Origin of the sequence: Solimonas soli DSM 21787, from assembly GCF_000474945.1 — a bacterium.
Lineage (GTDB): Bacteria > Pseudomonadota > Gammaproteobacteria > Nevskiales > Nevskiaceae > Solimonas > Solimonas soli.
Genome location: NZ_KI440838.1, coordinates 251,969 through 272,831 on the forward strand (window position 1 = coordinate 251,969; position 20,863 = coordinate 272,831).

Genomic DNA, 20,863 nt, shown 5'->3' on the forward strand with positions numbered 1-20,863 from the left:
TGGTTGCAGTCCCTCCGGATCGGCATCGGGCATGAGCAACACAATCCTGCGGTGCGCAGTGGCATTCCTGGCGATCGCGGCCGGCTCGCTGTCGGCGGCCGCCGGTGCGCAGGGCGGCATTTCATCGCGCGCGCTCGACGCCACGGCGCCGCCGGCGACGCTCGCGCAGCTCGCGTCGGCGCAGCCGGTGGCGGCGAAGCACGCGATGGTCGTGACCTCGCAGCATCTCGCCACCGAGGTCGGCGTGCGCGTGCTGAAGGCCGGCGGCAACGCGATCGATGCGGCGGTGGCGGTCGGCTATGCGCTTGCCGTCGTCGAGCCGTGCTGCGGCAACATCGGCGGCGGCGGTTTCATGCTGATCCATCTCGCCGACGGCAAGGCGGCGTTCCTCGACTTCCGCGAGAAGGCGCCGGCCAAGGCGACGCCGACCATGATGCAGGACGACCAGGGCACGGTCGTCAAGGGCCGCAGTACCGACACATATCTTTCGGTGGGCGTGCCCGGCACGGTACTGGGCCTCGAAACGGCGCGCGCGAAGTACGGCACGATGAGCCGCGCGCAACTGATGCAGCCGGCGATCGATCTCGCACGCGAGGGTTATGTGCTGCAGCAGGGCGACGTCAATGTGCTCGGTTCGCGCACGGCCGATTTCGCGCGGACCCGCAACGTCGCGGCGATCTTTCTCAACGACGGCAAGCCCTGGCAGGTCGGCGAGCGTCTGCGGCAGCCGCAGCTCGCGCGCACGCTGGAGCTGATCCGCAAGGAAGGTCCCGACGCGTTCTATCGCGGCCCGATCGCGCGCACTTTGGTGCTCGACAGCATCGCCCGCGGCGGCATTCTGTCGATGCAGGATTTCGCGAACTACGACGTGCGGTGGGACGCGCCGGTGCGCTGCGACTATCGCGGCTACGCGGTGCTGTCGTCACCGCCGCCGAGCTCCGGCGGCACGACGGTCTGCCAGATCCTGCAGATCGTCGAACCGTATCCCCTGCAGCAGTGGGGCTACGGCGCGGCGCAGAGCCTGCACGTTTTTGCCGAGGCGTCGCGCCGCGCGTATGCCGATCGCAATACTTACCTCGGCGATCCGGCGTTCGTGACGAATCCGCTGGCGCAGTTGCTGGCGCCGGCGCATGCGGCGGCGCTGCGGCGCACGATTCGCGACGATCGCGCGACACCCTCGAGCGAGATCAAGGGCAATCTGTTTGCCGATGAAGGCGAGCACACGACGCACTATTCGATCGTCGACGCGCAGGGCAATGCGGTCGGCGTGACGTACACGATCAACTATCTGTTCGGCAATGCGCTGATCGCCGGCGATACCGGCTTCTTCCTCAACAACGAGATGGACGATTTCACGGCCAAGCCCGGTGTGCCGAACGGCTTCGGTCTGGTGCAGGGCACGGCGAACCAGATCGAAGCCGGCAAGCGGCCGCTCAGCTCGATGGCGCCGACCATCGTGCTCGACAAGGGCAAGCCGTTCATGGTCACCGGCAGCCCCGGCGGCTCGACGATCATCACGACGGTGGCGCAAAGCATCGTCAACGTCATCGCCTACGGGATGAACGCCCAGCAGGCCGTCGATGCGCCGCGCCTGCACATGCAGTGGTTGCCGGATCAGATCATGGTCGAGCCGGGCCTGCTGACGCCGGAGGTGCGCGCGCAGCTGCAGGCGCTCGGCCATACCATCAGGGACGGCAAATCCTGGGGTGCCGACGCGGCGATCGTCGTCGATGCCGACGGCACGCTCACCGGCGCCAACGACCGGCGCCGGCCGGCGGGACTGGCGGCCGGCTACTGAGGCGTCTCAGCGCGGCCCGCGTTTCGCGGTCATCGGCCGGCTCTTGCCGGGACTTGCGTACGCGGCTGTTGCTTCCTGCACCTGGGCGGGCGGATTCAGGCGCGTGTGCTCGCGCAGCCAGGCGGCGAAATCGGCTTCAGTGATGCGGCCTTCGGCGAGGCCGAGGATGGTCGTGTACTTGGCCTCGGCGGAGGCCTCCAGCACCGCATCATTGAGCGCGAGGAAGGTACGGTAGGCGACGAAGGCGGTGCGCTTGTTGCCGTCGACGAAGGCATGGTTCTTGGCGATGCCGAACGCGAGGCTCGCGGCGAGCGCCGCCAGATCGGGCGGCGGATCGCCGTAGGCATACAATTGCCGCGGTCGCGCGAGTGCCGGATCGAGCAGGTTTTCGTCGCGCAGGCCGGCGCTGCCGCCGTGTTCGGCGATCTGCCGGTCGTGCAGCATCAGCACCAGCGGCTTCTCGATCCGGACGATCATGGCCGGTGCTCAGCTGTCGGCGAGCTTGCGCAGGACGGCACGATCCTCACGCATGACCTGCTCGGCTACCGCCATCTGCGCCGCCAGCTGCGGGTCGTGCGGCATCAGCTTGATGCCGTCCGGCGTTTCGGCCACGTACAGCGTGTCGCCCTTGTCGACGCGCAGGCGCGCCAGCAGTTCCTTCGGCAGCAATACGCCGGCGGAATTGCCGACGGCGATGATCTTCAGTTCCATGGCGGCCTCCGCGACGTTTTAACGAATGTTATAACGCTGCGGCTGCCATCGCCAGAGCGGGCTCAGGCAGGTGCCGCCGCCGGCAGCGGCCGGGCCTCGCGGATCGGCACATTGATCAGCGCGGCGGCGAGCGCGAAGGCCATGTCGGCATACCACATCCAGTTGTAATCACCGAAGCGCGCCAGCGTCACGCCGCCGAGCCAGGCGCCGAAGAAACCGCCGAGCTGATGGCTGAGCAGCGTCATGCCGAACAGCGTCGCGAGGTAACGGGTGCCGAACAGCTTGCCGACCAGGCCCGCGGTCGGCGGCACGGTGGCGAGCCAGGTGAAGCCGAGTCCGGCGGCGAACAGATAGAAGGTCAGCGGCGTGCGCGGTGAGACCAGATACAGGGCGATCATCAGCGCGCGGCTCGCGTAGATCGCCGCCAGCGTCCACTTCATGCGGTAGCGCTGGCCGAGCCAGCCGGCGAACAGGCTGCCGGCGATGTTGAACAGGCCGATCAGCGCCAGCGCGTTCGACGACACCTTCGCCGGCAGGCCGCAGAGCTGCACCTCGCCCGGCAAATGCGTGACGAGAAAGGCGATGTGCAGCCCGCAGGTGAAGAAGCCGGCGTGCAGGAACCAGTAGTTGCGATCGGCGAAGGCGCGGCGCAGCTCGGCTTTCAGTCCGTCGTCGGCTGTGCCTGCGACGGTTGCCGGTTCGTCCCGAGGCGGCGCACGCAGCGCACGCGCCAGCGGCAAGGTCAGCAGGCTGCTCGCGGCGAGCGCGTACAGCGCCGCTGCCCAGCCGGCCACGGCGATCACCGCCTGCGCCAGCGGCGCGAACAGGAACTGGCCGAAGGAGCCGCCGGCGTTGATGAAGCCGGCCGCGAACGCGCGATGCTCGGCCGGCAGCTGGCGCGCGGTGGCGCCGATCAGGATCGAGAAGCTGCCGGCGCCGGCGCCCGCCGCCGCCAGCAGGCCGAGGCACAGCGTCAGTCCGAATTGGCCCGGAACGAAGGGCGTCAGCACCAGCCCGAAGGCGAGCAGCAGACCGCCAGCCTGCACGACGCCGACCGCGCCGCGCCGGTCGGCGAGCATGCCGAACAGCGGCTGCGCGACGCCCCACATGAGCTGGCCGACGGCGAGCGCGAAGCTGATGCCGACGATGCCGACGCCGCTCGACGCGTGGATCGGCGCAACGAACAGGCCCAGCGACTGGCGCACGCCCATGGTCAGCGTGAGGATGGTCGCCGCGGCGATCATCAGGCACCACTGCGCGCGCGCGGAATTTCCTGTCTCCATCGTTCTTCCTTTTTCAGGTCGTTTCCTGCCGCTTGTCGAGCGTCAGCGCTGCGCAGGCTTCGTCGAGCAGGGCGTAGACCGGCGCGAAGCGCGCGCGGAAATGCCGGTAGTCGTCCGGCGAGCGCCAGCGGTCGATCGTGCGGTAGGTGCCGTCGGCCAGCGACCGCAGCTCGGTGCCGAGATAGCCGTCGGCCTGGCGGAACAGCTCGGCCCAGACGCCGTCGCTGGCGTAGGTGGCGAGAAATTCCGGCAGCCGTTGCGGGTCCGGCGTGTAGCGCCAGACGATCCGCAACTCGCGCGCCGGCGCGCTTACGCCGTTGCCAGCGCGGGCCGCACGCGGCGCGCGCGCCACAGGCCTTCTCCGGCATAGACGAACAGCGCCGACCAGATCAGACCGAAGCCGATGGCCTGCGTCGACGGGAACGACTCGTGGAACACGAACACGCCCGACAGCAGCTGCAGGGTCGGCGCCACGTACTGCATGAGGCCGATCGTCGACAGCGGCACGCGGCGCACGCCGTAGGCGAACAGCACCAGCGGCACGGCGGTGACGACGCCGCTGGCGACGAGCAGCGTCGCCAACAGGCTGCCGTGCTGCAGGAACTGCAGGGTGCCGGCCTGCCATTCCCAGCCGAGGTAGACGAGCATCAGCGGCGCGATCAGCAGCGTCTCGACGCCGAGCCCGGCGATCGCGTCGACCACCGCCATCTTGCGCACCAGGCCGTAGAGCGCGAACGACATGGCCAGGCTCAGCGCGATCCACGGCAGGCGGCCGACCTGCCAGGTCAGCCAGACCACGCCGAGCGCGGCGATCATCACGGCGAGCCACTGCGCCCGCGTCAGGCGTTCGCGCAGCACGAACACCCCGAGCAGCACGCTGACCAGCGGATTGATGAAGTAGCCGAGGCTGGTTTCGATGACGTGGCCGGCGCCGATCGCCCAGACGTAGAGCAGCCAGTTGCAGCTGATCATCGCCGCCGAGAGGGCGAGCTTGATCAGCATGGCGCGGTCGCGCAGCACTGCGCGCACCTTGCCGAGCTGGCCGCGCAGTGCCAGCCAGCCGAACACGAACAGGCAGGCCCAGACCACGCGGTGCGCCATGATCTCCACGGCGCCGGCCGCCTTCAGCAGACCGATGAACAGCGGCAGCATGCCCCAGGTGAGGAAGGCGCCGAAGGCGGCGGAAAAGCCGCGCCGCGATTCCGCCTCGTTGACGGTGGCACTCATGCGGCGTTCTCCCCGAACGAGCTCATGGACACGGCCGGCTTCGACCGTGCCGGCAGCGGATCGTCGAGCGTGATGTGCTCGTCGGCGAACACGCGCTGCACGGACGGCCGCGCCAGCGTGCGCTGCGTCAGCGCCGTCCAGCGCGGATAGTGTTCCTGCGGCGCGAAGCCGTAGCGCCGCGCCCAGCGGAAGAAGACGATCAGGCAGGCGTCGACGAGGCTGAAGGCGCCGAGCGCGTAGCCCTGCGCACCGGCACCGGCGTCCAGCACCTGTCGCGGCAGGCGCGCTTCGAGGTCCTGCCAGCAGTGCCTCAGCAGCGCGCGGCCGCTGGCTTCGACCGCGGCCTGCGCCGCCGCCTCGGCCGCGTAGCGAGCCGGATAGAAGACCTGCATGAAGGCGTGGGCGTGCACGTCGGTGGCGAGCCACGACAGCCATTCCCAGGCGCGCGCCGCGCCGACGGCGTCGGCCGGCAGCAGCTTCGCCTGCGGATGCCGCCCGGCGAGCAGGCGCAGGATCGCCAGATTCTCGGTCAGCGTCTGCGCCTCGCCGTCGACGCGGAAGCTCAGCACCGGCACGTGGCCGCGCGCATTGACGGCGAGGAATTCCGGCTTGCGCTGGTCGCCGGCCGCCAGCAGCAGGCGCGTCGTCGCGTAATCGCCGAGCCCGGCGAGCTGGATTTCCTCGAGCGCGATGTGGGCGGCAAGCGAACAGGCGCCGGGTGCGTAGTAGAGGCGGTAGTGCGGCATGACGATCTCGTCCGGCTTTTCGACGCCGCGCAGTGTGAGCGCGCCGCCGCGACCAGGGAATCGAAAGGTTTTGCCCGCCGCTGTGAGCCGAATTCACAGCGCTGCCGCGTGCGGCATACACTCCTGCCGCCATGCCGACCCGTCTGCCGCCGCTCGCAACCCTGCAAGCCTTCGAAGCCGCCGTGCGCCACCAGTCGTACACGCGCGCCGCGAAGGAACTGGCGCTGACCCATGGCGCGATCAGCCATCACATCGCCATGCTCGAAGAACGCCTCGGCCTGCGCCTGTTCGTGCGCGACCGCAACCGCATGGTGCCGACCGACCACGGCCGCATCCTCGTCATCAAGGTCCGCCAGGCGCTCGGCCTGCTCGAACGCGGCTTCGCCCGCGCCGGCCAGAACGAGCACGTCAGCCTCACGCTCAGCGTGCTGTCGTCACTGGCGAGCCGCTGGCTGGTGCCGCGCATGGCCAGCTTCGTCGAGCAGTACCCGGACATCGATCTGTGCATCGACGTGCGCGCCGGCCTCGCCGACCTGATGGCCGGCGAAGCCGACGCGGCGATCCGCTACGGCACCGGCGGCTGGCCCGACGTGCAGCAAGTCCGCCTGATGGGCGACGAACTGCTGCCGGTCTGCGCGCCGCACTACCGCGGCGGCGCCCTGCCGAAGACGCTGGACGAGCTCGCCGGCTGCACGCTGCTGCGCAATCCGTGGGTGCCGTGGGAGCCCTGGCTGCACGCGGCCGGGGCCGACATCCGCGAGCCGAAGCGCGGCCCGGTGTTCACCGATTCCGCCGTGCTGCTCGACGCCGCCGCCCACGGCCTCGGCGTGGCGCTGGCGCGCCGCGTGTTCGCCGAAGGCGATCTGCAGAGCGGCCGCCTCGTCCGCCTGTTCGATATCTTCGCGCCCGACCCGTCCTCGTATTTCTTCGTGTGGCGCACCGATCATCCGCAGATCGACGCCATCGACTCGCTGCGCGAGTGGCTGGTCGAGCAGGTGGGGCGCGGCGCGTCGGCGCTCAGGGCCTGAGCTCGTCGCAGAAGACGCGCCGCTTGCCGGCCGCGATCAGCGAGCGTTCTGCTCCGGCGCGACCGGCGTGTCGTCGCCGTCCGCGCCGGCCTCGGGCTCGGCGTCGGCCGCCGCGCCGCCGCCGCCGCGGCGCAGCAGCTTGTTGCGCCAGTCCCACTGTGTCTCCGCATCGGCGTCGACGAGAAACTTCGGTTTGCCGCCGATGCTGGCGGCGACCGGCACGCCGCCACGGAGCAGCACGCGGTTGCCGGGCAGCGCCGGCACGCGTTCGCCCGGCACGATGAGGCCGGTGAGGTTGAGCGGATCGCAGCCGGAGACGGCGACCAGGGCGCCGTCGCGGTCCTCGCGCTGGCGCATCAGGTTCGCCGCCGCTTCCGGCAGGGCGAACTGCTCGCCGGCGAAACCGCTGACGAAGCGGCCGCCGCGAATCTCGCCGCGCGCTTCGAGGCGGCGCAGCACGTAGAACAGCTCGCGCCACGGCGGCAGTTGCGGCTCGCGTTCGACGAGCCTTCGGAACACGACGCCGTAGCGCCTGAGCAGCACGCGGGCGATGTACTCGGTCTGGCTGGCGGTCTCCCCGCTGTCGGCTTCCTCGTCGCGGCGCCGCGCGCGCACCAGGCTCCAGCGGCCGGCGCCTTCGAGATTCTCGAACGCCGCGCGCACACCGCCGCGACGCAGGCGCCGCGCCTTGATCTCGGCCGGCGCGATCAGCGCGCGCAGGCCGGCGAAGCCGTCGGCGGTGACGAGGCCGTGGCTGACCAGTTCGCCGAGCGCGGCCTCGACTTCGCTGCGCAGGCGCCGCGTATCGCTGACCAGATCGACGAAGAACGAGGCGCCGTGCGTGCGCAAGGCCTCCAGCACGTCGCGCGCCGCACCGGACAGGTCCGGATCGCTGTCCGGCGGTGACTGCCAGTACGCGGCGTGTTCGCGGCGCAGGAGCACCACCGGCGTGGCGCGCACCGGCGCACTCTTGCGCGGACGGACATGTTCGTCGCATCGCGACGCGACCTCCCCTCCTCCTTCTTGCGGGGGAGGGGAGGACCCCGGGCGGATGCCCGTGGCGGGCAGAGGGCGGCCGTTGCTGTTCGGCAGGCGTTGCCAGATGACGCGGCCGGTCGCGCAGAGCTGGTCGAGCCAGTGCGGCTCGTACCAGCGCATACGCGCCGGCAGGATTTCGCTTTCCCAGGCGCTGGCGGCGACGGGAAAGCCTTCGAGCTGCGCGAGCACCGCTTCGAGCGCGACCGGGCCTTCGCGCTGCTCGCCGCCGGCGAGACCCTGCCAGTGCAAGAGGAAGCGCATCAGCGCCGCCGGCGGCACCGGCGCGTATTCGGCGCGCTTGCGGTCGCGCGTGTAGCGGTGGATGCGCGCGAGACGACGGCGCTCGCACCATTCCAGACGTTCCGTCTGGAATGGTGCTGGCGCACATGTGTCTGTCCCCCCCAAAAGCTCCCCCCCAAGGGGGAGCGGAGAGGAGAACCCGCCGCGCATCACGTAACCTTGCTGTTCGAGCGCGAGCAAAGCCACGTCGACCTCGGAGACGTCGACGCCGAGCGGCGCGGCGAGTTCCGCCGCGGTGACCGGACCGAGCCCTTCGAGGCGGCTGCGCATCAGCTCGCGCAGCGCGATTCCGCGCTCGACCGCCGCGCCGAGACGCGGCGCATCGCCGGCGACGCCGGCATCGGGCAGCACGGCGAGCAGTTCGCGCAGGCGTTCGGCGGCGACCCACAGCTCGATTTCTCCCTCTACCCCCGCAGCGAGGGGGGCAGTCGATTCGGCGCCGTCCTGCGCTGATGGCAGCCGCCCCCTCACCCCAACCCTCTCCCCCGCAAGCGGGGGCGAGGGAGAGGAATTCGGCGCGGCGACACGCGCGACGCGGCGCGCCGCCATCAGGCTCATCAGCATGTCTGTCCACGGCCGCGCTTCGGCGGCGGTGAGGAAGCCGTGCACGACGAGCGCGTCGTGGACTTCGTCCTCGCTCGCCGGGTCCGGCCACATTTCCGTGCGCACGCGGGCGATCGCTTCCGGATCGAGGCGGCCGAGATCGACGGCGCTTTGTGGTTCGAGGCTGCTGCGGCTTTTCACCGCCAGCGTGCGGCGTTCCTCGGCGGCTGCGTCGTCGAGGAAGGCGTAGGGCCTGGCGTTGAGGATCGATTCCGACAGCGGTGACGGCGCGGTCAGATCGCGGCAGATCACCTGCACGGCGCCCGATTCGAGACGACGCAGCAGGGCGATGAAACCGTCCTCGTCCATCAGCTCGTGCAGGCAGTCGTCGAGCGCCTGCTGCACGAGCGGATGATCGGGGACCTCGCGATCGCCGGGCAGGTTGTCCTGGCAGGCGAGCGCATCGGGAAACGCATGCGTCAGCAGGTCTTCGGCATCGGCGCGCTGAAACTGCGGCGGCACGCGTTTGCCGTTGCGGTTGCGCGCGACAGCCAGCGCGATCGACGCCGCCCAGCGCCAGCGCGTACCGAACATCGGCGCCTGCAGCACCGCCTGCACGAGCACGTCGTGCGCGCTGTTCGAATGCAGGTAATGCGTGACGTCTTCCAGCGGAAAGCTGTGCGTCGGGCCCAGCGACAGCACCAGAGAATCGTCGAGCGCGGCGGCCTGCAGCTCGAAGTTGAACTGGCGGCAGAAACGCTTGCGCAGCGCCAGACCCCAGGCGCGCATGATGCGCGAGCCGAGCGGTGCATGAATGACGAGGTGCGTGTCGCCGACTTCGTCGAAGAAGCGTTCGAAGATGATCTTCTCGCGGGTCGGCAACAGGCCGAGCGCGGTCTTCGCCGCTGCCAGGTAATTCGCGAGCTGCACGGCCGCGCCACCGCGGACCTCCAGTTCGTCGACGAGCCAATGGACCAGTGCGTCGACCGCAGCATCGCTGTTTTCGTCGATGATCGCATCGGCCTTCGCGCGCAGTTTCGAGACCGCGACCGACAGCTCGTCAGTACGACCCAGGCCCTCGCCGAGCCAGAACGGCATGCTCGGCGGCTGGCCCTTGGCGCTCTCGACGATGACGCGCCCGGTTTCGACCTTGAGCACGCGATACGAGGTGTTGCCGAGCTGCACGATATCGCCGGGCAGCGACTCGAACGCGAAATCCTCGTTCAAGGTGCCGATGCGCAGGTCCTCCGGGGCCAGCACGACTTCGTAGTCGAACTGGTCGGGAATCGTGCCGGCGTTCGTCACCGTCGTCAGCTTGGCGCCGCGGCGGCCGCGCAGGCGGCGGTTGACCTGGTCGTAGTGCAGCAGCGCACCGCGTCGGCCACGCCGCGTCGCGTAGCCGTCGGCGAGCATCTGCACGATTTCCTCGAAGCGTTCGAGCTTGAGTTCGCGATACGGCCGCGCACGCGTGTAGAGCGCGTGCAACTCGTCGAGCGACCAGTCCTGGCAGGCGACTTCGGCGACGATCTGCTGCGCGAGCACGTCGAGCGGCGCCGGCAAGATCGTCGCGCGGTCGAGCTCGCCGCGCTTGACACAGTCGAGCAGGGCGACGCATTCGGCGAGATCGTCGAGCGAGACCGGGAACAGCCGGCCTTTCGGCGTCGCGCGCACGGCATGGCCGGCACGACCGACGCGTTGCAGGAAGGCGTTGACGCCGCGCGGCGAGCCGATCTGGCAGACCAGATCGATGTCGCCGATGTCGATGCCGAGTTCGAGCGACGAGGTCGCGACCAATGCTTTTAGCTCGCCCGACTTCAGGCGCTGCTCGGCTTTCAGGCGGTGTTCGCGCGCGAGACTGCCGTGATGCGCGGTGACGTGCTCCTCGCCGATGCGCTCGGCGAGGTGGTGGGCAATGCGTTCGGCGAGGCGGCGCTGGTTGACGAAGATCAGCGTCGTGCGGTGTTCGTGCACGAGCGCCGCGAGGCGATCGTAGATCTCGCCCCAGACCTCGGTCGCCATCACCGCCGTCAGCGGCGACAGCGGCACTTCGAGCGCGATGTCGCGCCGACGTTTGTGGCCGGTGTCGACGATCGTGCAGCGCGCGGCATCAGCGCCGCACAACAGTTCCGCCATCAGGGCGATCGGCTTTTGCGTCGCCGACAGGCCGATGCGCACCGGCGCCCCGCCGCACAGCGCGGCGAGGCGTTCGAGCGTCAGCGCCAGATGCGCGCCACGCTTGCTGCCGGCCACCGCGTGCAGTTCGTCGACGATGACGGTGCGCACCTTGCCGAGCATGGCGCGGCCGGCGTCGGAAGTGAGCAGGATGAACAGCGATTCCGGCGTCGTCACGAGAATGTGCGGCGGCACCTTCTTCATGCGCTCGCGTTCGACGCTCGAGGTATCGCCGGTGCGCACCGCGGTGCGGATCGACAGCTCGCGCAGCCCGAGTTCGCGGGCGCGCTGCGCGATGCCGGCCAGCGGCGCTTCGAGATTCTTCTGTACGTCGTTCGACAGCGCCTTGAGCGGCGAGATGTACAGCACCTGCGTCTCGTCGGGCAGGCCCTGCTCGATGCCCTCGACGACCAGATCGTTGATCGCCGCGAGGAACGCGGCGAGCGTCTTGCCGGAGCCGGTGGGCGCGGTGATCAGGGCGTCGCGATGCCGGGACGTGAGCTGCCAGGCGGCGCGCTGCACCGCCGTCGGCTCGCCGAAGGCGGCCGCGAACCAGCCGGCGACGGCGGGATGGAACAGGCCCGCGAGCGGCCCGTCCTGGGCGGTCGCGGGTGCGGCGAGGGCAAGCGGCTGCTGCATCGTCCTAGCTTACGACCTTCGCCAAGCGGGTGTCGGCGCCCGGCTCCGCGTCGCGGCAAATCAAGGACATGTCGGGCGACCGGGCCGCGCGGTGCCGCTGCCGCCGCGCGTCGGCGCGATGGAGGCACCGTTCATCGCGCGACGCCCGGGCGAGGTGACGAACGAGGCCCGTCGTTTGCTAAGGTCCCGCAACATTCACCGATTCGTCACCAAAAGGACACGCGACTGCAATGAAACTGTGCTGGACCGCCGGCAGCGCCTGCGTCAACGGCCTGCAACTGCACTGGGAAGAGACGGGGCCGGCGCACGGCGATCCGCTCCTGCTCGTGATGGGTCTCGGCGGCCAGCTGATCCACTGGCCGGATGCGCTGTGCGCAGCGCTGGTCGAGCACGGCTTCCGCGTGATCCGCTTCGACAATCGCGATGCCGGCCTGTCCGGCGCCGGTGATCGCGGCGTCAAGGTGAACCTGCCGAAAGCCTGGCTCGATGCCCGCTTCGGCCGCTCGACGCCGTCGAACTACACGCTCTACGACAACGCCGACGACATCATCGGCCTGCTCGACACGCTCGGCATCCGCCGCACGCACATCGTCGGCGCGTCGATGGGCGGCATGATTTCGCAGATCGTCGCCGGCCGGCACCCGCAGCGCGTGCGCTCGCTGACCTCGATCATGTCGAGCACCAATCATCCGAAGCTGCCGGCCGCGCGTCTCGACGTGCTGTGGCGCATGGCCAGCGTGCCGCGCGCGAGATCGCGCGAGGCAGTGATCCGCCGCTCGACGGCCATGCTGAACCGCGTCGGCAGCCCGAAATTCCCGACGCCGGCGGAATATCGCCGGGCGCTCGCCGGGCGCGCCTATGACCGCGCGTTCCGTCCGGAAGGCAGCTTCCGCCAGACGCAGGCGATCCTCGCCACCGGCAGCATCGAGCCGCTGCTGTCGCAGATCCGGGCGCCGACGCAGGTCATTCACGGTCTCGCCGATCCGCTGCTGCGGCCGGCCTGCGGCCGGCGCAGCGCGCAGCTGATCCGCGGCGCGCGGCTCGAGCTGATCGACGGCATGGGCCACGACGTCGCGCTGCCGCTGATGCCGCGCTGGGCCGAGCTGATCGCCGCGAACGCCGGGCGCGCCTGATGCTTATTCGGGCGCGGTAAAGAGGTACTGCCAGGCCAGGTCGCGGTTCACCGGAAAGCGGTCGCGCGGATCGTTGGTCGCCGTGCTGTTGTGCTGCTGCAAGGGGCCGCCGCTGCTGTCGAGCACGAGGCGATGCGCACCCTGCGGGTCGCCGCTGCCGTCGCCGATGTTGCGCTCCGCCTCGTCGCGGCCGCCGACGCCGCCGGCATTGGCGCCGCCGAGCTGCGCCCAGTTGCGCGCGATGAAGCCGCCGAACAGGCCTTCGGCGCCGGCGCGCAAGCCCCAGAAGCGCGTGAGCGGCGTCGACGACGGCTGCGAGATCCAGCTGGCGCTGATCAGGCCGTCGACGTTGTCGTTCGGCGCCGACAGCATGACGACACGCCGCAGCGCCGCGCTGTCCGGCAGGTGCATGCCGATGAACGCGGCATCGCCGCCGCCCTGCGAGTGGCCGGCGACGATGATCTTCGACCAGTCCGGATAGGCCGGGCCTAGATGTCGCGCGGTGTACGGCGAAGACGGATCGGCGATCAGGAACTGGTCCCAGAAATCCTGATCCCAGCTGCCGCCGGCATTGGCGAGGTAGTCGACCAGCGCGACCGTGCGGCCGATGATGGAGTTGGCGGCGTCGACGCGGATCAGGGCAAAGTCGTAGAGCGGCGCGCCGGCGACGTAGGCGGTGTCGGCGCCGAAGATCGTTTCACCGCGCAGCTTCGCGTAGCAGGCATCGCTGGCATTGCACAGCGCGCCGATCAGGCGTCCGTCCGGATAGCGCAGGTCGACGACCGCGAAGCCGAGGCCGCCGACGTAGTCGGCGAGCGTCGTGTAGTCCGAAGGCTTGCTGTTGGTGCCGCCGAGAAAGATCACCAGCACATTGCGCCGCTCGCCGCCGGCCGGCTGCACGACGTAGTGCTGGCGCTTCTCGCCGAGCACGTTGCGGATGCCGTCGCCGGTGTCGGCGGGACTCACGTACAGCGATTCCACCGCCGTCGCCGCCGTCGCCGCGGAATGGCCGGCCGCTGCCGGGTCGCTCGTCCCGCAGGCCGCCAGCAGCCCGCAGGCCAGCGCTGCCGCCACGATGCCGCATTCCCTTGCCTTGCTCATGATGACCATTCGTTGCTCGTGTCCGCATCGCTGCCGCCGCCCCGCAGGGCGGCGCTGGTGGCGGTCCGGACCGATGCCGGATCGTCATGCACGATCGGTGCCGTGCCTTCAGCACCGCCGACGCCGGCGGCCGCGCAGTGTAGCCGCATGCCCGGATGGCGGGCGCATCAATTGAGCCGGCATGCGCGCACAATACGTGCAACCGCATGCGTAGCTGGAGCCGTCATGGGCGTCACTCTCGACAACAAGCTGGTCGTCGCGCTGTCCTCGCGCGCGCTGTTCGATTTCGAAGCGGAGAACCGCGTGTTCGACGAACAGGGTGACGACGCCTACGAGCAATTCCAGCTGGAGCGCATCGACCAGCCGGCCAGGCCCGGCGTCGCGTTTCCGCTGGTGAAGAAGCTGCTCGCCTTCAACGACGACGGCGAGCATCGCGTCGAGGTCGTGATCCTCTCGCGCAACGACCCGGCCTCCGGCCTGCGCGTGTTCAATTCGGCGAAGGCGGAGGGCCTGAAGCTGGAACGCGGCGTCTTCACCAAGGGCGCGCCGCCGTACCGCTATCTCAAGCCGCTCGGCGCGCACCTGTTCCTGTCGGCGAATCCGGACGACGTGCACGGCGCGCTGGACTCGAACTTCCCGGCCGCGCGCGTGTTCTCGAAATCACTGATCGACGCCGCGCGTCATCCGAACGAACTGCGCATCGCCTTCGACGGCGACGCCGTGCTGTTCTCCGACGAGGCCGAGCGCGTGTTCCAGGCCAGCGGCCTCGACGCCTTCCAGAATCACGAGACGACCAACGCCGCGCTGCCGCTGCCGCCGGGGCCGTTCAAGCCGCTGCTCGAAGCGCTGCACCGCCTGCAGCGCGCCGCCGGTTCGAAAGTGCCGGTCAAGCTGCGCACCGCGCTGGTCACCGCGCGCAGCGCGCCGGCCCACGAGCGCGCGATCCGCACGCTGATGCACTGGGGCATCGAAGTCGACGAGGCGATGTTCCTCGGCGGCCTGCAGAAGGGGCCGTTCCTGAAGGAGTTCGAACCGGATTTCTTCTTCGACGACCAGCTCACGCACTGCGAGTCGGCGGTCGTCGCCGGCCCCACCGGGCATGTGTCGGCGGGCGTGGTGAATATCCGCCGCGCCTAGCTCGCCGTGCCCGGTGCGCGGCAACGCGGCGCCCGGGCGGACGCCTAGCCGCGCGGCTGCAGCTTCGCCATCGCCCGCGAGCGCTGCAGGGCGACGAATTCGAGCGTGCCGAGCACGACGGCGCCGCCGAGGGTGACGGGAGCCGAGGTCATTACTTTGCGGACGATGCGGGCCATCGGAAGCTCCAGACCGGCCTTGCCTGAATGCCGGGGTTGCGAAGTCTGGAGCCACCGTAGCAAGACTTTGTGACGGCCCGATGGAGCTTGCATGACAGGCGCTCCTGTGACGGCGGCATGTCAAAGGGATGACATGTTGCGGCGCGACACTGGCGCACTGCCATGACCGCACTTCTCACCTCCGCGCCTCCGGCCGAACTGGCCGAACTGCAGCGCCTGATCGACACCACGCCGGCGCCGCTCGAGGCGCGTGTGCTGTGCGAGGTGCGCGTGCGCGACCGCGTGTTTCCGGTGCATGCGCTGACGCTCGGCAATCCGTCGCCGGAAGCGCCGGCGGTCGGTTTCTTCGGCGGCGTGCACGGGCTCGAACGCATCGGCGCGGAAGTGGTCATCGCCTACCTGCGCAGCCTGGTGTCGCGCCTGTCCTGGGACGCCTCGCTGCACCAGCAGCTCGAGCACGTGCGCCTGGTCTTCATGCCGCTCGTCAATCCGGGCGGCCTGTGGCTCGGCACGCGCGCCAATCCGCGCGGCGTGGATCTGATGCGCAACGCGCCGATCGACGCCGTCGAGTCGGTGCCGTTCATGGTCGGCGGCCAGCGCCTCAGCGCCGGCCTGCCCTGGTACCGCGGCGCCAGCGGCGCACCGATGGAGAGCGAGAGTGCGGCGCTGTGCGCGCTCGTCGAGCAGGAATTGCTCGGCCGGCCCTTGAGCATCGCCATCGACTGCCATTCCGGATTCGGCGTCGACGATCGCCTGTGGTTTCCGTACGCGCACACGCGCGCGCCGATTCCGCATCTCGCCGAAATGCATGCGCTGAGCCAGATCTTCGCCAACAGCCATGCGCATCATCGCTACGTGTTCGAGCCGCAGAGCCTGCAATACCTGACGCACGGCGATCTCTGGGATTACCTCTATCGGCGCGCGCTCGACACGCCGGCGTCGACCTTCCTGCCGCTGACCCTGGAGATGGGCTCCTGGCTGTGGGTCAAGAAGAATCCGCGGCAGATCTTCACGCGCTACGGCATCTTCAATCCGCTGATCGCGCATCGCCAGCAGCGCGTCATGCGCCGCCACCATGCGCTGCTCGATTTCTTCGTGCGCGCGGCGATCGGCCATGCGCGCTGGCTGCCGCGCGGTCCGGCGCGCGAGCAGCACCGCGCGGACGCGATGGCGCGCTGGTATGCGAAAGTGCCGGCATGAGCGAACCGCCGCAAAAATCCGCGACCTGGGTCCTGCTGCGCGGCCTGATCCGCGACCGCCGGCACTGGGGCGAGTTTGCGCAGCGCTTCGCGGCCGGCCTCGGCGGCGCGGACGTCCTCGCCCTCGACCTGCCGGGCAACGGCGAGCTGAATCACCAAGACAGTCCGACGACGATCGCCGGCATGGTCGCCTACGCGCGCGCCGAACTCGGGCGCCGCGGCATCGCGCCGCCGTATCGCCTGTTGGCGATGTCGCTCGGCGGCATGGTGGCGACGGCCTGGGCCGACGCGCATCCGCAGGAGATCGCCGCGATGGTGCTGGTCAACACCAGCCTGCGGCCGCTGAGCCCGTTCTGGCAGCGCCTGCGCCCGCAGGCCTATCCGACCGTCGTGCGCCTGCTGCTCAATCCCGACGCGCGCCATGGCGAAGCGGCCATCCTGCGCCTGACCAGCAGTCGCGCCGCCGAGCGCAGCGTGGTGCTCGACGACTGGATCGCCTGGCGCCTCGCGCGGCCGGTATCGCGCGGCAACGCGCTGCGCCAGCTGCTGGCGGCCTTGCGTTTTCGCGCGCCGCGTCGCGCGCCGGCGCCGCCGACGCTGGTGCTGGTCGGGCTCGGCGATCGCCTCGTCGATCCGCGCTGCTCGCAGCGCCTGGCGCGGCGCTGGCAATGCGCGATCGCCGCGCATCCGGACGCCGGGCACGATCTGCCGCTCGACGACGCCGACTGGGTGATCGCGCAGGTGCGCGGCTGGACGCACGCCGTCTGAGACTTGCGCCGCCGGCGCCGCGCCGCGAAGCTGCGGCGATGGACAAACCGCATGCTCCCTCCTGCGAGCGCAATCGCGAGCCGATCCTCGCCGTGCTGCGCGAGCATTTCGCCGATCGGCGCCGCGTGCTCGAGATCGGCAGCGGCACCGGCCAGCACGCGGTGTACTTCGGCGCCGCGCTGCCGTGGCTGCAATGGCAGACCTCGGACCGCCGCGAACACCACGCGGGCATCCGCGCCTGGCTCGACGAGGCCGCGCTGCCGAACGTGCTCGCGCCGCTGGCGCTCGACGTCGGCGCCGACACCTGGCCGGACGCCCGCTACGACGCCGCCTTCAGCGCCAATACCCTGCACATCATGAGCTGGACGGACATCGAGGCACTGTTCGCCGGCCTCGCGCGCGTGCTCGATGCCGACGACGCGACGCTCGTCGTCTACGGACCTTTCAACCAGGGCGGCACTTACACGAGCCCGGGCAACGCCGATTTCGACGGCTGGCTGAAGGCGCGCGGCGCGCACATGGGTATCCGCGACGCCGAGGCGGTCGACGCGCTCGCCGCCCGGCACGGCCTCGCGCTCGCCGCCGACCTGGCGATGCCGGCCCACAACCGCTGCCGCGTCTGGCGGCGCGGCTGAGCGATCAGGCGCGGCCCGGCTTCATGTCCGTCTGCCATTGGCGGGCGCGCTGCAGATAGCGCGGGTTGGCCTGCGGCACGCGCTCCAGCTCGGCGATCGCCGCGCCGAACAGCTGCGCGGCTTCCTCGTCCTCGCCGAGCTTGTCGAGGCTGTGCGCCAGCGCCGACAGCACGGTCGCGTGCAGCCAGTGGTCCTGGCGGCCGTAGATCTGCTCCATGACCCGCAGCGCGCGCCGCTGCATGTCGGCGGCGTCCTGCCATTCGCCGAGATCCTGCAGCATGCGGCCGATGTTGTGCATGGCCACCAGCACCTGGCTGTCGCGCTCGCCGAACTTCGCGGTCTGCGCGGCGAGCACCTCGCGATAGATGGCGATCGCCTTGCGCGGCTCGCCCATGTCGCTGTAGAGGTAGGCCATGCCGCTGCGCGTGACTAGCGTGTCGGTGTGCAGCTCGCCGAGCACCCGGCGCTGCCGCGCGTAGACACCCTCGAAGACCCGCATGGCGCCGGCGTAGTCCTTGCCGTAGTGCAGCGTGGTGCCGAGCGCCTGTTCGATGTTCATCGTCAGGCGATGGTCGGCGCCGAGCGCGCGCGTCGCGTCGGCCAGCAGCGGTGCGAGCAGGTCGTGCGCTTCGCCGATGCGGCCGGCCTGGATCAGCGCGCCGGCCATCGAGCGCCGCGACATGAAGACTTCCGGATGCAGCGGCGGATGCAGGCGCAGATTGACGGCGACCGCCTCGCGGTTGGCGGCCAGGCATTCATCCATGCGGCTGGTGTCGCAGAGCAGGTCGGCGTGATAGCGGCGCAGGCGCGCCTGGATCGGATCGTTGGCGGCCAGCTCGCGTTCGATCTGCGGCGTCAGCGCCTCGATCGCCGCGAGCGCATCGCCGGGACGGTTGTCCATGTGACTCAGGCGCGCCACTTCCACCTGCGCGGCCAGCGACAGGGCGCGCAGGCCGGCGCCGTCGGCCAGCACGCGCGCCTGTTCGGCCTCCCGGCGCGATTCGCCGAAAGCCTCGGTGTCGAGCAGGCAGCGGCTGATCTGCAGATGCAGATCGGCGGCGAGGCCGGGCTGCTCGGCGGCCGCATCGCCAAGCAACTGCAGGCCGCGGCGGAACTGCGCCTCGGCGGCGGTCCACTGGCCGAAGCCGAACAGCGCGTTGCCGAGTGAACGGCGGATCGACGCCTCGATGAGCGGCTGTCCCTGCAGACGGTCGCCGAGCTTGCCGGCGGCGACCTGCAGCAGTTCCTTCACCGTGATGTCGGGCCGGCCGCTCAGTTCGGGATCGGTCGCCGCCAGCACGTCGTCGAGCAGGAACTGGTTGACGGCGCCGGCCGCCAGCTCGGCGCGCTGCGCCTGGTCGCGCGCGCGCCGTGCGTCGACGTATAGCCAGGTGCTGACGGCGAGGCCGACGGCCAGGGCCGCGAACGCGACGGCGATCCAGCCGCGCTGCGCGCGCCAGCGTTCGATCTGCCGGCGCGCCGCGTCGGCGCGCGCCTGCTCGACGCGTTCGTGCTCCAGCTGCAGGCGACGACCGTCGAGCGCGCGCAGGCGCTGCGCGAGCTGCGCGGCGTCGGCGAGGCGGCGCGCCGGATCGAGCTGCGCGGCGGCGGCGATGTCCTCGCGCAGCAGCGGCTCGTCGACATCGCGCTCCCAGCCCGGCGCCAGCGGCCGGCGCAGATCGCCGACGATCAGCTGATACAGCAGCACGCCGAGCGCGTAAACATCGCTCTTCAGCGTCGCCGGCTGGCCGGCGATCACCTCCGGCGCGAGATACATGAGCGAGCCGGAGGAATCACCGTCGCCGATCTCGCGCGTCAGGCCGAGGCGGGTGATCGACAGCGCCTGCAGGCGCGTGTCGTCGATCAGCATGCCGCTGCCGAAATCGGCGAGCCGCACCCCCGGCCGGCCGGCGGCGTCGCCGACGATCAGCAGGTTCGCCGGCTTGACGTCCTTGTGCAGCACGCCGACGCCGTGCGCGGCGGCCAGCGCCTCGGCGGCCTGCGCGACCAGCTCGATGCGCGTCTGCAGCGGCACGTGCGGATGCTCGCCGAGCCAGCGTTCGAGGCTGCCGGCCGGGCACCATTCGGTCTCGATGAAGTAGGGCGCCTCCTGCAGATTCCAGTCGAGCACCGGCACCACGGCGGCGCGCTCGCCGAGACTCTCGGTGAGCAGGCGCTGCAGGGTGATCTCGCGCTTGAGCGTCGAGAGCCCGGCACCGTCGCCGGCGAACTTGAGGACGCGGCGCTCGCGCGTCTTGGCCTGCTCGATCAGCCAGGTTTCGTTGCGGCCTTCGCCGAGGCGTTCGACCAGCGTCCAGTTCGGGCGCAGCGGTGGCACCTCGCCGGCGCGCAGGTGCAGGGTCGCCGGCGATTGCGTCTTCAGCGGCGTCAGGCGCTCGACGGCGGCGTCGAAGCGGTAGCCGTAGCCGTGCACGGTGCGGATGACGCGCTGCTCGCCGTCGCCGATCGCGCGGCGCAGCAGCGAGACGGAGCGGGCCAGCACCGACTCGCTGAGCACGCGGCCGGGCCACACGGCGTCGAGCAGCTCGTCCTTGGTCAGCACCTCGCCCGGATGGCGCACGAAGACGCGCAGCAATTCGAGCGACTTCGATTCGACCGGGACGCTTGCGCCGGCCAGCAGGATCTCGAGCCGGAACTCGTCCAGCTCCACCACGCCGAAACGCCAGCGCGCCGGCTGCAGATTCGGTTCCGGAATCGGTGCGTTCATTCAGGACTCCCCGCGGCGGGCGGACGCGGCGCGGCGCGCCGGGGCGAGGCCGCGCACGCCGCACATCCTGGTCGCCGCAAAAAAATTTTCTGCCTCACGAAAACCTCAGGAAAGCCTCAGTGCGTCCTAAGGACGCCCGCCGGCCCGCTGCGCAGGATGCCGCCCGACCACTCCTGTTTTCGACGAGGCACGCAGATGAAATGTCGTCACTCCAAAGCGCAGATTCTGGCCATCCTCCGCGAGTATGACAGCGGCGAGGCGCCATCCGTGGTCAGCCTCTGCGCCAGGCACCGGATCTCGCGGCAGGCCTACTACTACTGGCGCGCCAAGTACGGCACCGAGTCGGCCGCCGAACAGCGCCTCGCCGCGCTCGAGCACGAGGTCCGCGCCCTGCGCGCGCTGATCGACGCCCGCGTCTACGGCAATCCGGACATGCGCCTGCCGGGCTACGGCCCGGCCCGTTATCCGGCGCGCATCGCCGCCTGAGAACCGATCCGAAAC

The 20,863-nt window shown here is 70.4% G+C and carries 18 protein-coding genes; 8 read left to right on the plus strand and 10 right to left on the minus strand.

Annotated features, from left to right (window positions below; all coding sequences use genetic code 11):
* Positions 1 to 31: 31 nt before the first annotated feature.
* Complete coding sequence (gene ggt, locus K344_RS0117515) at positions 32 to 1,798, plus strand: gamma-glutamyltransferase (protein ID WP_051362363.1); 1,767 nt, start codon at positions 32 to 34, stop codon at positions 1,796 to 1,798.
* A 6-nt stretch (positions 1,799 to 1,804) separates the two neighbouring features.
* On the opposite strand, the gene K344_RS0117520 is transcribed toward ggt, so the two are convergent.
* The 6 genes from K344_RS0117520 to K344_RS22365 all read right to left on the minus strand — a co-directional run bounded on the left by K344_RS0117520 (position 1,805) and on the right by K344_RS22365 (position 5,765).
* Positions 1,805 to 2,275 carry a type II toxin-antitoxin system death-on-curing family toxin gene (locus K344_RS0117520; RefSeq protein ID WP_028081760.1) on the minus strand — a complete coding sequence of 157 codons (471 nt, stop codon included), beginning with the start codon at positions 2,273 to 2,275 and terminating at the stop codon, positions 1,805 to 1,807.
* Between the two features lie 9 nt (positions 2,276 to 2,284).
* Positions 2,285 to 2,509, minus strand: coding sequence for an AbrB/MazE/SpoVT family DNA-binding domain-containing protein (locus K344_RS0117525; RefSeq protein WP_028081761.1), 225 nt, complete (start codon positions 2,507 to 2,509; stop codon positions 2,285 to 2,287).
* A gap of 62 nt (positions 2,510 to 2,571) precedes the next feature.
* Positions 2,572 to 3,792, minus strand: coding sequence for an MFS transporter (locus K344_RS0117530; protein ID WP_028081762.1), 1,221 nt, complete (start codon positions 3,790 to 3,792; stop codon positions 2,572 to 2,574).
* A gap of 13 nt (positions 3,793 to 3,805) precedes the next feature.
* On the minus strand, positions 3,806 to 4,084 hold the full coding sequence (locus K344_RS0117535) for a hypothetical protein (protein ID WP_157623075.1): 279 nt from the start codon (positions 4,082 to 4,084) through the stop codon (positions 3,806 to 3,808).
* 17 nt (positions 4,085 to 4,101) lie between these two features.
* Positions 4,102 to 5,019, minus strand: a complete 918-nt coding sequence (gene rarD, locus K344_RS0117540; protein ID WP_028081764.1) for an EamA family transporter RarD — start codon at positions 5,017 to 5,019, stop codon at positions 4,102 to 4,104.
* Complete coding sequence (locus tag K344_RS22365; protein ID WP_051362364.1) at positions 5,016 to 5,765, minus strand: glutathione S-transferase family protein; 750 nt, start codon at positions 5,763 to 5,765, stop codon at positions 5,016 to 5,018. The genes rarD and K344_RS22365 overlap by 4 nt, the downstream gene beginning before the upstream one ends.
* A gap of 131 nt (positions 5,766 to 5,896) precedes the next feature.
* Here K344_RS22365 and gcvA point away from each other — a divergent pair, with 131 nt between their 5' ends.
* The gene (gene gcvA, locus K344_RS0117550; RefSeq protein ID WP_043114843.1) at positions 5,897 to 6,793 is read left to right on the plus strand and encodes a transcriptional regulator GcvA; all 897 of its coding nucleotides are present in this window, start codon (positions 5,897 to 5,899) and stop codon (positions 6,791 to 6,793) included.
* 36 nt (positions 6,794 to 6,829) lie between these two features.
* Here the strand turns inward: gcvA and K344_RS22370 are convergent, their stop codons facing one another.
* A complete protein-coding gene (locus tag K344_RS22370; RefSeq protein ID WP_084197576.1) occupies positions 6,830 to 11,485 on the minus strand; it encodes a DEAD/DEAH box helicase in 4,656 nt (1,551 codons plus the stop codon).
* A gap of 230 nt (positions 11,486 to 11,715) precedes the next feature.
* On the opposite strand from K344_RS22370, the gene K344_RS0117560 reads away from it, so the two are divergent.
* Positions 11,716 to 12,618 (plus strand): alpha/beta fold hydrolase, encoded by a 903-nt coding sequence (locus K344_RS0117560; protein ID WP_043114844.1) that lies wholly within the window; start codon positions 11,716 to 11,718, stop codon positions 12,616 to 12,618.
* A 3-nt stretch (positions 12,619 to 12,621) separates the two neighbouring features.
* Here K344_RS0117560 and K344_RS0117565 read toward each other — a convergent pair whose 3' ends face one another.
* Positions 12,622 to 13,719: a BPSS1187 family protein gene (locus K344_RS0117565; protein WP_157623077.1), complete on the minus strand. Its 1,098-nt coding sequence runs from the start codon at positions 13,717 to 13,719 to the stop codon at positions 12,622 to 12,624.
* 225 nt (positions 13,720 to 13,944) lie between these two features.
* Here K344_RS0117565 and K344_RS0117570 point away from each other — a divergent pair, with 225 nt between their 5' ends.
* On the plus strand, positions 13,945 to 14,856 hold the full coding sequence (locus K344_RS0117570) for a 5'-nucleotidase (protein WP_028081768.1): 912 nt from the start codon (positions 13,945 to 13,947) through the stop codon (positions 14,854 to 14,856).
* Between the two features lie 44 nt (positions 14,857 to 14,900).
* Here the strand turns inward: K344_RS0117570 and K344_RS24875 are convergent, their stop codons facing one another.
* Entirely contained in the window at positions 14,901 to 15,032 is a 132-nt protein-coding gene (locus tag K344_RS24875) for a hypothetical protein (RefSeq protein WP_281169467.1), read from the minus strand.
* A 162-nt stretch (positions 15,033 to 15,194) separates the two neighbouring features.
* Between K344_RS24875 and K344_RS22375 the strand changes: the two genes are divergently transcribed.
* Genes K344_RS22375 through K344_RS0117590 form a run of 3 tightly spaced genes read left to right on the plus strand, consistent with a single transcriptional unit; the run spans position 15,195 to position 17,634 of the window.
* On the plus strand, positions 15,195 to 16,232 hold the full coding sequence (locus K344_RS22375; protein ID WP_043114845.1) for a M14 family zinc carboxypeptidase: 1,038 nt from the start codon (positions 15,195 to 15,197) through the stop codon (positions 16,230 to 16,232).
* A complete protein-coding gene (locus K344_RS0117585; protein ID WP_028081769.1) occupies positions 16,229 to 16,999 on the plus strand; it encodes an alpha/beta fold hydrolase in 771 nt (256 codons plus the stop codon). The genes K344_RS22375 and K344_RS0117585 overlap by 4 nt, the downstream gene beginning before the upstream one ends.
* A gap of 38 nt (positions 17,000 to 17,037) precedes the next feature.
* Entirely contained in the window at positions 17,038 to 17,634 is a 597-nt protein-coding gene (locus tag K344_RS0117590; RefSeq protein WP_028081770.1) for a DUF938 domain-containing protein, read from the plus strand.
* A gap of 4 nt (positions 17,635 to 17,638) precedes the next feature.
* On the opposite strand, the gene K344_RS23205 is transcribed toward K344_RS0117590, so the two are convergent.
* Complete coding sequence (locus tag K344_RS23205) at positions 17,639 to 20,362, minus strand: tetratricopeptide repeat protein (protein ID WP_051362365.1); 2,724 nt, start codon at positions 20,360 to 20,362, stop codon at positions 17,639 to 17,641.
* A 195-nt stretch (positions 20,363 to 20,557) separates the two neighbouring features.
* On the opposite strand from K344_RS23205, the gene K344_RS24365 reads away from it, so the two are divergent.
* The gene (locus K344_RS24365; RefSeq protein ID WP_051362366.1) at positions 20,558 to 20,848 is read left to right on the plus strand and encodes a transposase; all 291 of its coding nucleotides are present in this window, start codon (positions 20,558 to 20,560) and stop codon (positions 20,846 to 20,848) included.
* Positions 20,849 to 20,863 lie beyond the last annotated feature (15 nt).

What these genes read in the sequence shown, in the direction of transcription:
- ggt (WP_051362363.1), top strand. Translation starts at nt 32, where the DNA reads ATGAGCAACACAATCCTGCGGTGCGCAGTGGCATTCCTGGCGATCGCG.
- K344_RS0117520 (WP_028081760.1), bottom strand. Translation starts at nt 2,275, where the DNA reads ATGATCGTCCGGATCGAGAAGCCGCTGGTGCTGATGCTGCACGACCGG.
- K344_RS0117525 (WP_028081761.1), bottom strand. Translation starts at nt 2,509, where the DNA reads ATGGAACTGAAGATCATCGCCGTCGGCAATTCCGCCGGCGTATTGCTG.
- K344_RS0117530 (WP_028081762.1), bottom strand. Translation starts at nt 3,792, where the DNA reads ATGGAGACAGGAAATTCCGCGCGCGCGCAGTGGTGCCTGATGATCGCC.
- rarD (WP_028081764.1), bottom strand. Translation starts at nt 5,019, where the DNA reads ATGAGTGCCACCGTCAACGAGGCGGAATCGCGGCGCGGCTTTTCCGCC.
- K344_RS22365 (WP_051362364.1), bottom strand. Translation starts at nt 5,765, where the DNA reads ATGCCGCACTACCGCCTCTACTACGCACCCGGCGCCTGTTCGCTTGCC.
- gcvA (WP_043114843.1), top strand. Translation starts at nt 5,897, where the DNA reads ATGCCGACCCGTCTGCCGCCGCTCGCAACCCTGCAAGCCTTCGAAGCC.
- K344_RS22370 (WP_084197576.1), bottom strand. Translation starts at nt 11,485, where the DNA reads ATGCAGCAGCCGCTTGCCCTCGCCGCACCCGCGACCGCCCAGGACGGG.
- K344_RS0117560 (WP_043114844.1), top strand. Translation starts at nt 11,716, where the DNA reads ATGAAACTGTGCTGGACCGCCGGCAGCGCCTGCGTCAACGGCCTGCAA.
- K344_RS0117565 (WP_157623077.1), bottom strand. Translation starts at nt 13,719, where the DNA reads ATGAGCAAGGCAAGGGAATGCGGCATCGTGGCGGCAGCGCTGGCCTGC.
- K344_RS0117570 (WP_028081768.1), top strand. Translation starts at nt 13,945, where the DNA reads ATGGGCGTCACTCTCGACAACAAGCTGGTCGTCGCGCTGTCCTCGCGC.
- K344_RS24875 (WP_281169467.1), bottom strand. Translation starts at nt 15,032, where the DNA reads ATGGCCCGCATCGTCCGCAAAGTAATGACCTCGGCTCCCGTCACCCTC.
- K344_RS22375 (WP_043114845.1), top strand. Translation starts at nt 15,195, where the DNA reads ATGACCGCACTTCTCACCTCCGCGCCTCCGGCCGAACTGGCCGAACTG.
- K344_RS0117585 (WP_028081769.1), top strand. Translation starts at nt 16,229, where the DNA reads ATGAGCGAACCGCCGCAAAAATCCGCGACCTGGGTCCTGCTGCGCGGC.
- K344_RS0117590 (WP_028081770.1), top strand. Translation starts at nt 17,038, where the DNA reads ATGGACAAACCGCATGCTCCCTCCTGCGAGCGCAATCGCGAGCCGATC.
- K344_RS23205 (WP_051362365.1), bottom strand. Translation starts at nt 20,362, where the DNA reads ATGAACGCACCGATTCCGGAACCGAATCTGCAGCCGGCGCGCTGGCGT.
- K344_RS24365 (WP_051362366.1), top strand. Translation starts at nt 20,558, where the DNA reads ATGAAATGTCGTCACTCCAAAGCGCAGATTCTGGCCATCCTCCGCGAG.